Source organism: Nodosilinea sp. P-1105, from assembly GCF_012911975.1.
Lineage (GTDB): Bacteria > Cyanobacteriota > Cyanobacteriia > Phormidesmidales > Phormidesmidaceae > Nodosilinea.
On sequence record NZ_SMDQ01000001.1, the window covers coordinates 19,508 to 30,589 of the forward strand.

Annotated in this window: 5 protein-coding genes; all 5 read right to left on the minus strand. The window is 58.6% G+C overall.

Annotated features, from left to right (window positions below; translation table 11 throughout):
• Positions 1-247: 247 nt before the first annotated feature.
• Positions 248-3,772 carry a TonB-dependent receptor gene (locus E1H13_RS00085; protein ID WP_169611361.1) on the minus strand — a complete coding sequence of 1,175 codons (3,525 nt, stop codon included), beginning with the start codon at positions 3,770-3,772 and terminating at the stop codon, positions 248-250.
• The gene (locus E1H13_RS27110) at positions 3,769-6,156 is read right to left on the minus strand and encodes a hypothetical protein (RefSeq protein ID WP_240966329.1); all 2,388 of its coding nucleotides are present in this window, start codon (positions 6,154-6,156) and stop codon (positions 3,769-3,771) included. The genes E1H13_RS00085 and E1H13_RS27110 overlap by 4 nt, the downstream gene beginning before the upstream one ends.
• A 317-nt stretch (positions 6,157-6,473) precedes the next feature.
• Complete coding sequence (locus tag E1H13_RS00095; RefSeq protein WP_169611362.1) at positions 6,474-7,058, minus strand: DUF11 domain-containing protein; 585 nt, start codon at positions 7,056-7,058, stop codon at positions 6,474-6,476.
• Between the two features lie 103 nt (positions 7,059-7,161).
• Positions 7,162-9,609, minus strand: a complete 2,448-nt coding sequence (locus tag E1H13_RS00100) for a hypothetical protein (protein WP_169611363.1) — start codon at positions 9,607-9,609, stop codon at positions 7,162-7,164.
• Positions 9,610-9,862: 253 nt separating this feature from the next.
• The gene (locus tag E1H13_RS00105) at positions 9,863-10,978 is read right to left on the minus strand and encodes a response regulator (protein WP_169611364.1); all 1,116 of its coding nucleotides are present in this window, start codon (positions 10,976-10,978) and stop codon (positions 9,863-9,865) included.
• Between the last annotated feature and the right edge of the window lie 104 nt (positions 10,979-11,082).

Below are 11,082 nucleotides of genomic sequence, written 5' to 3' on the forward strand. Positions count from 1 at the left end.
CTGGCTGTGCCAATGCGATCGCTGGTGGTCTGCCAATTCCAACGCCAATCCAGAAAAAGATAAAAACTAGTGTCAGTGCCAATCCGCTGAGTTTTCTTAAAAATTCCTGCCCCTTAAGGGAGAATTTCTTACGCCTATAAAACTGACTTTTTCTACAGAGCATGAGTAAACTCAATATTTTTTGTTGATATGGGGTGTGTCTTGCTTGGCTTTGAACTCTGGGCTACCCATTTTTGTGCGTTCACCATCACCATGATCCCTCAACAGCAGTGGTCTCAAGCTGTGAGTCTGGTACTTGGGGAGACACGGAGTTACCAAAACCAAAGTCTCTGAAGAGGTTGTTGTCTAGTTTGAGGCTGATGCCCAGGTAGGGGCCACCCGCCGAGCGAGACTGGCTAAAGTCGCGATCGCTCATGCGGCCAAAGGTATAGCCCCCGGCCAGCCGCAGGTTAGGCGATAGGTGGTAGCCCGCTTCCAGGTTGAGGGCCATTTCGCTGTACCCTGCCGTGGGCTGGCTGATCCAGCGGGCACCGGCGGAGACATCCCACCGGTAGTTAAAGCGGTGGGTGGCGCGCACCTGGCCCAGGCCCACGGTGCTGCTGCTGAAGAAATCGTCCGCCAGATAGGCGGTGCTATGGCGCAGGGCCAGTTTTCCATAGAATTCCCACTGCCAGCTGGGGGCATAGATGGCCTCCAGGGCCAGAACGTGATCCTCTGAGCCCGTGCCGCGCCCAAACAAGATGCTTTCGGGTACCAGGGCCGGGTTGCGGCGATATTCATAGCGCAGCAGGGCATTCCAGCGGTCGTTGTCGGGGTCGCGGTAGGCCAGCCCCAGTCGTAGGTTAGTGCTGGCCCCCAGGGATTCCAGCCCCTGGTTGGAGGCACTGGCCCGCTGGACGTTAGCCAGGGCGGTGAGGGAGGGGGTCAGACGCCCTAGGGCTGAGGCTTTGAACACCGTATTCGACCCCGCCGAGGAGGTCCGATGCTGCAATTGGGCATTGGCTTGAAAGTCGGGGTTGCCAGTGTAATCGATGCCTACACTGAAGTTGTGCCCCGCCGCTAGCCCCAACCCGGCGGCACTTTGGCCCACGGCAAAGGGTTGGGCGAACTGGCTACCGGCAGCGGTGGTACCAAAGCCGTTGCCAAAGGTATGTTCGTAGCTGAGGTTGGCCCGCAGGCCGGGGGCCAGGGTAATTCCCTGGTTAATGCCGATGGCCCCAGCCAGGGCCTGGGCGTTGATCAGGGACACCCGGCTGCTCAGGGTTGTGTCGGTGCCAAACTGGTATTCACCATTTAGATCCAGGCTGGTGATGGCCTGGGGTTGAAACTGGCCCCCCGAGATAAATTGCTGGTTGAAGCTAAGGGTGATGCCGGGATGCACCAGCCAGTCCAGCCCCACCAGGGTGCGGTCGGGATGGAGGGGGTCTGTGGTGCTGGAGAGGGTGGTTTCGTTTTGGGCCCGCAGGGATAGGGTGTTGGAAATCGGCAGGGTGAGGCGCGATCGCAGTTGGTTAGAGGTGGCACTGAGGGCATTGGGCTCGATTCGATCTTGACGGTGGCGGTGAATCCAATCGACCCCCAGGGTGGCGTCGCCAATCTGCTGCTGCACCCCTGCCGTCAGGGTGGTGAGGGAGTTGTTGACTGGGCTACCCGGTATGGCTTCTGAACCTGGATTGAGTAGATCTTCCAGGGCACTGAGGGGGCGAGGGGCGGTACCAAAGTTGTCTTCGTGGTCATACTGCGCCCGCAGTTGGGTGGTGGGGGAAACCTGGGCCTGGAGTTCGGCCCCGTATCGGGTTTGGCCGGGGACAAAGCTGGTGGTGGCATTGTTGGCAAAGCCTGGATCGGTGGTGCGCCAGTAGGCCCGACCTCGCACCCCTTCAAACAGGGTGCCCTGGGCCTCAAACCGGTAGGCGGAGCCACTGACGGGGCCAGTGAAGGCCGAGTCATGGTTGGAGCGGGCATATTCAGCGATCAGTTGACCATCGCTGCCGAAGGAGATCAGGGCATCGGCCCCATAGAGCTCAAACTGGCGATCGCCCATATTTTCTTGCAGGTAGGTGGCCCCCAGCCAGCTTTCCCGGTTCGTCTGCCGGGAGAGGTGGTAGCGCAGCCGCCCCCCGTAAATGTTGGCGCTGTCGTCACTTTCGTACTGGTAGGTGACCACAATTCGGCGCACCAGGGTACGGCCTTCGTCGTCAATATCGGTGCGCAGAACGGGCTGGCGAAACAGCAGACTGCCCCGGTCGTAGTCGATGTCGTAGTCCAGCCCCCGGCGCAGGGGTTCCCGTTCTAGAACGGTGCCGGGGCGGTTCAATTCTTCTAGTTCTAAAAAGACGTTCTCACTACCGGCGATTAACAACCGACGCGACAAAAAGTAAAAGCCGCTGGTGCCGTCGGGGGCCAGGGTATCCCGCTGGAACCCGTCAATATTGGTGCCGTAGAAGCCGCTGATCTGGAGGTTGCCCAGGTTGTAATTACCCTGAAGCCCGTGCAACTGCCGGGTGGTGGCCGTAAACAGCTGGGACTGGGTGGCAAAGTCGGTGGTGGTGTAGTCGCCCCACATCAGGTGGTCGCTACCGGCCCCCTCCACCGGGGAGGTACGCTCGAACCGCAGGTAGAGACTGTCGATGGAGGGGGTGACGACCTCGCTGGTGGATTCGTCCCCATAGACCGGATAGGTGCGATCGCAGGCTTGAGCGGCCCGAAACAGCGAGGCGGTGCCGCTACAGTCTTGGTTGAGCGGGCGGCGGCTATTGTAAGCCCCGGTCACCAGCCAGTCCCCCAGGCGACCTGTGCCAAAGACCGCCACCCCACCGTCGAACTCGGGGCTGTGGTCGCCATCGGGGGGCAAAAAATCACGAAAGCTGCCGAAATAGTTGGTGCCCCGTCCCCCCAGGCGCAGGTCCACGGACCCGCTCAGCAAGCTGGGGCGCAGGGCAGTCTCAAACCCGATTTGGGTAAAGGCTTCTAAATTTGTCGTGGTGGCCCGCAGGGTAACCACCTCGGCCCGTAGCCCCGCCTGCAGAGTGGCGATAAACTCACCATTCTCGGCTTCCACCTGGAACCCTGACCGATCGGGGTTGTGGTCTACCCCGATAAAGGTACCAGCACTGGCCTCCAGGGTGACCACCGCCCTCTGGTTAGAGCGGTTGCCCTCGGCATCCAAGAGCTGGCCCCGCACCGTAGCGGTCGAGCGACCGTCGGCGGGAATGCGGGCCTCAACGGTTTCCAGCACCAGGGCGGTGGCTAGACCCCGCACGGCTACGGTCACCTGGGCCGGCGGTAAGGGAGCACCCTGTAACGTGCCCTCCGCCAGGATCGTGTTTTGCCCCGCCTGGAGGGTCACGGCGTACCAGGTTTGGGTTACCACCCCCTGGGCGTGGTCGGTTTCGGTACGACCAATCTGAGTCGGATCGACGGCTTCACCATTCACCACCAGGCGCACCTGGCTATCCACCGGAAACTGCAGGGTCACACTCACCGCTGGGGTATCCACCACAGCATCCATGGCGGGGGAGAGAATGCTCAGGGGTACAGCGGCAATTGGTGCCACAGGTGCTGCCGGAATCTCACTTGGAGCCATTGTTGACTCAGGTTGGGGAATGGGGGCAGCGCTGGCCTCGGGCGGGGCGATCGCCTCCTGAGCAGCGGTCTGCTGCTCAGCTGCGGATAGCTCTGCCCCAGCCACCGGTAGCTGAATCAGGGCGACGGCGGTCAGGCCCGCTAATCCTTTACCTAGCCCCAAGCGGGACGGTTGCTGAATGCTCATTCTGCTGCCTCCGCCGGGACGTCCGCTGGGGCCAGTGGCATAACGCCAAAGTTCATGCGCACCAGGCCCCCAGGGGATAACTGCACCCGGCGCGAATCGGTGTTGTGCTCGATAAAAACCTGATTGGGGGCCAGGGTGTACCCCGGCAGGCTGGTGAGGTCTAAGGTGCCGACCCGGTAGCCTGGCAGCACGTTAGCCACCGAGAACAGGCCATTTTCGTCGGTGGTAATGCGGGTGCCGTCGTCTAGGAAAATTACGGCATTGGGAATCCCCGGCTCGCCGGACTGCTGCTCGCCGTCAAAGTTTTGATCCCAGAAGACCCGGCCCACAATGGTGCCGGTATCGGCCACAATGCCGGGCTGCACCCGCAGGCGGTGCAGGGCCGGACCATCGCGCACCACCTGGCCATTGTCGCTACGGCGACCCGAAACCATGGCCGAGTTGACGCCATTGCCCCGCAGGGCCTCGGGGGTAAGCTGGGCGGCATAGACCACCGTCAGCCCCTGACCCTGTTCCAGGGTGACCTGGGGTTGAAAGGTGACCGTCCGACCGTTGGGGGTGGTTTCTAGGGGAACCGGGGTATTGCCCAGGGCGGCTCGGCCCGAGTTAGCCACCAGGTTAAAGCCCAGGGGCAGGGTATCGGTGACCGCCAGATTGCTGACGGGGGTGGTGGCCAGATTGCGAATCACCAGGCGATAGAGCACCGTATCCCCCGGTTCTGCTGCCACCCGATCGCCGGTTTTAATAATCTGAATGGACTGGGCATCGCAGACGCTGGCCCCTAGGTTCAGTACCGCCAGCACCAGCCCCACCTGGGCCGCATCGCCAATGTTGATGGTGCCGGCCACGGTGGTCAGGTTGTCGGTGGCGCTGATTGGCAGACCATCCAGGGAGGTGGCTGTGTAGGCAAAGGTGTCGCCAGTCCGCTCACCAATCACCAGCCGAATCCGTCGTTGGCGGTAGGTGCTGTTAGCGGGGGGATTGATCATCAGGATGTAGGTGGTACCCAGATCAAGCTGCCCCCGGCTGGGGTCGAGCAGGAAGTTATAGCCCCCCTGATCGCTTTGGCTTAGAAAGAACGGATTACTGTTTTGGGTGTTGGGGGGTAAGCCTGCGGGGATGGCATTGTTGGGGTTGTCAGGCACCTCAGTGGTGGTGAGGGGCACCAACTCCCCTAAATCCCCTAGGGGGCTGGCGGCAAAATAGACACCCATGCTAAAGCCCCGGTAGTCGGGCAACAGTTCGCCAGCGCACCCCGTGATGCGTCCCAGGGGGTCAATTAACCCATCCGGGCTAATCGGGGGTAAGAGGGTAATGGTCTGCTGGCTGTCACCACCACAGGTGCTACTCAAAGCGATCGCCAGGGGGGCAGCGGTGGCCTGCAGGTGGCTAATTTGCACATCCACCTGTAGGGTGACCTGCTGGTTGGGGGCCAGGCTGACGGTGGTGCCGGGCTCAGCCCCATCCAGGCGAATGGCCACCACGGTACCTGGCCCCACCAGACCAGATTGTTGTAACTCAGCGATAGAGGGCGTTTGTACCTGGAGGGGGGCACGACCGGTATTCTGCAACCCAACGCTGAAGCGCACCACATCCCCTGGGTTGAGGCTGGTTTCCTCTCCAGAGAGAAGACGGCGGCGGTCCTGGGCCAGGCTGTCTTTCGCTTGGGTGAGGAGATCGCTATGGGCGGGGAGAGCGGCGATCGCAGCGTCATAGGCCGCATCGCTCAAGTTGGCCCAGGTGGCCTCGTCAGTTTTGGCTTGCACCACGGTGGCAGCGGCCTCGGCAGCCAGGGTAGCCTCGGCGGCGGGGATTCCTAAGGGGCTTACCGTCGAGGGGCGCAGACCAATCAGGGCCAGGGTCAAGGCTTGGGTGGCGTCTGCCCCCAGCCCATTGATCTGGGTGGCTCGGGCCGGTACAGCTGTAGCCATAGCTTGCTGGGTAGCGGTGAGCACCTGCTGGATGGGTGCTGCATCGGGCAAGAGGGCAAAGGCCCTAACTGCGGCTAAACTGCCCTGGTTCGCCTCTGTCTCACTCCAGCCCCAGTCCCGTAACTCGGCCTGTAGGGCCGTGGCAATTTGGCCCACCCCATGCACCAGGTTGCCGTCGGTGTCCCGCGTCGCTTGGGGTGTCAAGGACAACGCACCGCTGTTGGTAATTTGGCTACTGACTGAAGGGGTTTGCCCGTCCACAGATTCCGGGGCCAGGTCGTAGGTGGCGATCGCCTGCCGACGCAGGGTGCTGTGGGTATAGTCAGCCTGGTTGCGCAGGGTAAACCCAGCTTCCCCAGGGGCAGCACACTGAAGCTGGGCCGAGGAAAGCTGGGTTTGGCCCCAGGCGGGGACGGCCCAGGTGAGGCTTCCCAGTAACAGCGTGGTCGCCAAGGGCCACAGTCGCCTGGGATAAGCAGTACTAAAACGAGCGGGCAGAATTACAGACATTGCCGAAGACTTGCGAGGGACGGTATTGCGGCAGAACAAAACAAGCAGGGAAGGCTAGCGATGAGGCTGAACTGAGCCATGCACCGGAGAAACAAATGGGAAAAATGGGCGCTCAGCTCCATCCAGACGAGGCTCGGGGTAGCTCGTCTGCAGATCACAGGGGGACATCGTGGCTAGTTCTGGTTGGGGCCGGGGCGATTGCCCCGGCTGGGTTCCCCGCCCCAGGGCAATGGGTAGCCCTAGGAGCGGGAACTGGGGCGTTAGCGCACCGTCACGTCGTAGGAGGCGGTTAAGCTAACTTCGGGCTGAACCTGGTCGCCAAAGTCCCAGCGAATGTGGGTGTAAGCGTCCGCCGGAGCCGGTTCCAGCACAATGTCACCGTTAGGCTGGGTGACTTCTACCATGGGCTCTTCCACAAAGGTCTCGCCGTTGTCGATGCTGTAGGTGATGGCGGTTCCAGCGTTGTCGCCGACCTCAGCCGACCCCAACACATAAATGGTTTGAGCGGGTATCGGCTGGGTCACCACCAGGTTTTTGAGGCTGCGATCGCTGGTATTTTCCCCAGACAGGTGGTATCGCAACTGATCACCAGGCTGTACCACGGCCTTTTCACCGCTGAGGGGTTGCCAGGTTTCCTTGGTTTGCCCTTGGTCATCGGTTTCAATCACCTGCTTTGTGGCGGCCAACTCCAATTGCACCGCTGGTTGGCGTTGCAAACTCTCAATCACCGATTGGCTGGCCTGTTGTAGGCTGGCCCAAACAGGGGTGCCGCCGAGCAAGGGGACAGTTACTGTGACCAGTGCAGCAGCAGCCCCTACACTAATGAGCTTAGATAGACGTTTCATGTTCAATTACCTCTGCAGAAAATTTGCAAAACCATGGGACGAGTTATGTGAACCGGTCAAGGTGGTGGGGAGGCATCAACGCAGACCGCTCCCCACCGGTGACCTAGTTGATGCGGCGACGGAAGGTAAAGCTACCGTCATCCTGGGGCTGCACGACGCCCACATTGTTCCGGTACTCAACGACATCGGTGCCCTGGGTCGGTCCAGAGCGATCGCCACCGTTGTCGAACACAATTGGACCTTGGGTGGCTGTAGCTGTACCTTGGACGTTGCTGGTGATAATCACCCCATCGGCTTCCAGAGCCCAGGTGTTACCGGGGTTGGTGTCATCAGCCAAATCACCCGTGGTGCCGTTCTCAACAATCACCACGCTGTTGGCATTCAGGGTAATGTTGCCGCTACCGGTCGAGGCCTCGGAAATGTTCTCGTAAACAATGCGGTATTCCAGAATGTTGCCTGGCACGATGTTGGCTGGGTTAGGGCTATCGGTCCAGCCCTCAATTTCTGTTGTGCCATTGGCATTCAGAACCCGAACCTCTTTCGACAGGCGCAGATAGCCCACGTAGGTGCGGTTGATGGTCAGGTTTTGGGGTTCGCCAGGGTCGGGCTGGCCATTGACCACACCAGTATCGGAGAAGGCCACCACGGGCACCGGATAGCCCCCTTGGTCATTTTCCGTTGATAGCCCCGTGCCAGTAGGCAAGGTCACATTCACGGTGTAGTCCACCGAGGTGCCCGCCGGTAGGCTGTTAATGCGCACTGTGTCGGTACCCGTCCCACCGGTAAAGGTAAAGGTGCCAGTGTCCTCGTTATAGCTGTAGGGAGCGCTGATGCCGTCGTACACAATTTCTACAATCGTGCCATCGGGCAAATCTGTGTCGTCAATACCAGCAACCGCAGCTAAATCCCTCGGCACCAACAGGATGTTGGTAATCGGCGCTGTGCCGGGATTTTGCACCGTGTTGGTAAAGCTGACAGTCACCGGAGCTGCTAGGCCAGCGCCAGGGTCGGGGGTGACATTGCCAGGAAGAGCCTGGTTAGTAAAGTCATCGTTGTTGTTGGTGGGGCCAACGGCGGCGGGCTGACCCTGGGGGCCATTTAGCAGGGCACCGGGGGGCAGCAACACAAAGATATTCACCTCACCCCCCGGGCCAATCCCTTGGTTGTCGGTGGCGGGGTTGTTGTCACCGCTGTTGGGGTCTACCCCTTGCGTGGCGCTGTTGGCCACCCCGTCGGAAATGCCGGGGCCAGGGGTGCCGTCATCGTTTATGTTGTTGGGGTTTTGGTCACCCGATTCGTCGTAGACCAGTCGATCAGGGTTGCCAGCGGTGGCACCAAACACCTGGCCCAGGTTTTCGATGCTCTGCCCTGCCACCGGATCAACCCCAGAGGTCACCACCTGGAAGGTGAAGCCGGTCACGGTGGTGCCAGCAGCAATGGCGGTCTCAGTAGCGGTATTGCGAACGAAGCCGACTCGGGTGACGGTGCTCAAGTCCCCAGGTGCTGCCGTAGTCCAGTTCGCAGCATTGGCCAAGGTGCCAGTTATGTCAGTGGTATAAACCACCTGCCACCCGGCTGGGGCCGAGGGAACACCCGTTAACACAGTGCCAGCGGGAATCGCGTCGGCGACCAGGATGTAGTTGCCAACGGTACCGTTGACGCTGATGGATTGACCGGCCAACGCCGCTGCCACAAAGCCAGGACTACCAGCTGGTGCGGTCCCTTCTACCCGCAGGGATAACCCATAGGTCAAGACCACATCGGTTAGATCGTCGGGTTCACCTAAGTCTGTATTGATGCGGCTCTTGAGCAGGGTGGCAAAGGCCTGGGGTTGGCTGCCCACCTGGCTGACCAATACGGCACTAGCGGCCACCAGGCCATTAATCGGATCATCACCAATGGCGCGGACTTCATTAGCGTTGGTGCCATCGGTGGGCTGGTTTTGGGTGGCGGGGCTGTTGTCGTTCGGCCCTGTGTCCCCCAGTTGCACCCGAATATCGGCACCGGACGGGGCATTGGCATTCACGGTGACCAGCACCCGCACCAGGATGGAGTCACCAGCGGGAGTAACGTCATTCAAAACACCGTTCGTCGAAACATCGGCCAGAGGGACAAAAGTTGCTCCCCCATCGAGGGACACCTCAATGGCACCTGGCGTAGCGGCCCCGGTGATCGTGGCACTATTGGGAATGAAGAAATTGGTGTCAAAGTTACCCGCGTTAGTGACCTCGAAATCGTAGGCCAACTGATCGCCGGGCAAAATTTGGCCGCCGGAGTTGGTCAAATTCTGGACGGCGTCTCCGGTGACGGTAATACCGGCCACTTCAGCAACCACCACTTCTACCGTGTTTGATGTGGCGTCAATTTGCACCCCAGGGGCGGCGGGGTCTTCGTAGGTGGCCGTAGCGGTGTTGCGAATGGCGGTACCGGCCGCTACCTGAGCTAGCACCGGCCCCAAAATCTGCAGGGTGCTACCGACCACCAGCAGCGTTACGAACAACGGGCGGCAGGATAGCCCGCGAGGTTTTGTATAGGATTTAGACGATGTCATTAAGCTGATCTCGTGATAGGTGAAATTTTTTGTCGCTCTGAGGTGCAACTTAATTCACAGCTTAAAAAATGAATGTGACATCAACGTGGACCGTGTTTTCCACAGGAAAAAGCTAAATCACTGAGGTTTTGCGGGAAAATACGTAGGGGGAAATACGGAAGTGACGGGCCATATTACTGAAAAATCGTCCTCCAGTTGGTGGGGACGCTAAAGAAGCCGGTGAAGCTACAATGACTGTTAAGTTGTTAAGGACCTAAGCGCCCATTACCGTAAAGTGAAACGTAGTACCTCTGTCAATTTGAGAGGTTGCCCATAGTTGGCCACCATGGTTTTTAATGATTTTCTTACAGGTGGCCAAGCCAATGCCTGTGCCTGAGTACCCTTGGGTGGCCTTGGTCCGTTGAAACATATCAAAGATTTTCTCAAGGGATTGGGCATCAATGCCAACACCGTTGTCGTGTATTTGAAATAGCCACTTTTCCCCCTGAGATAAGCAGGAAATCTCAACTTCAGGTTTGACCCCAGGGGCAACAAACTTAATGGCATTACCAATCAGATTTTGAAAAAGCTGAATTAGCTGAGTTTCGTAGCCCATCACGGTGGGTAGTGAGTCGAAAACTAGGGAAGCCTGGCTATGCTTAATGGTACTATCGAGGTTTTCGAGAACTTGCTGAAGTACGCCATTTAGATCTACGGCCTGCATGTCTTGGTACTCCCATAAACTTGCCTTGGAATACGCTAATAGGTCTTGAATCAAACGCTGCATGCGATCGCCAGAAACCTGGATTCGGTTCAGGTAATCCAGGGCTGTGGCATCAAGCTGATCTTGATATTTAATTAGCATCAGCTTGGCAAAGCCCGTAATGCTTTGAAGCGGTTGCTGGAGGTCGTGGGAGACCACATGGGCAAATTGCTCTAATTCTCGATTCGAGCGAGCTAATTCGTGGTTGTGCTGTAGCAACTGTTGTTTGAGTCGCTGAATGCAGAGTTGATGCTCAATGCGAGCCAGCACTTCCATTTCCTGGAAGGGTTTGGTGACATAATCGACACCGCCCACAGCAAAGGCTTTGACCTTGTCTAAGGCGTCATCAAGGGCGCTGATGAAAATAATCGGAACATCACAGGTTTTAGGGTCAGATTTCAATTGCTGGCACACAGCATACCCGTCCATTCCCGGCATTCTGATGTCGAGCAAAATTAAATCAGGGGGATCTGACTGGACCGAGGCGATCGCCCGCTGGCCATTCAGGGCTTTCCGCACTTCATAGCCTTTATTAGTTAGCATGGCAGACAAAACCCGCAGATTATCTGGGGTATCATCTACTAAGAGAATATCGTCTCGTAGGTCATCTTTTGAAGAGTCAACCATATTAAAACTACAAAGTTGCGACTTAAGGAATAATTACTTATGAGCTAGCCAGGTTTGATGCCGTGATATTTTCTTTGCAAAAAATAGGGATTCTATATCGTTGA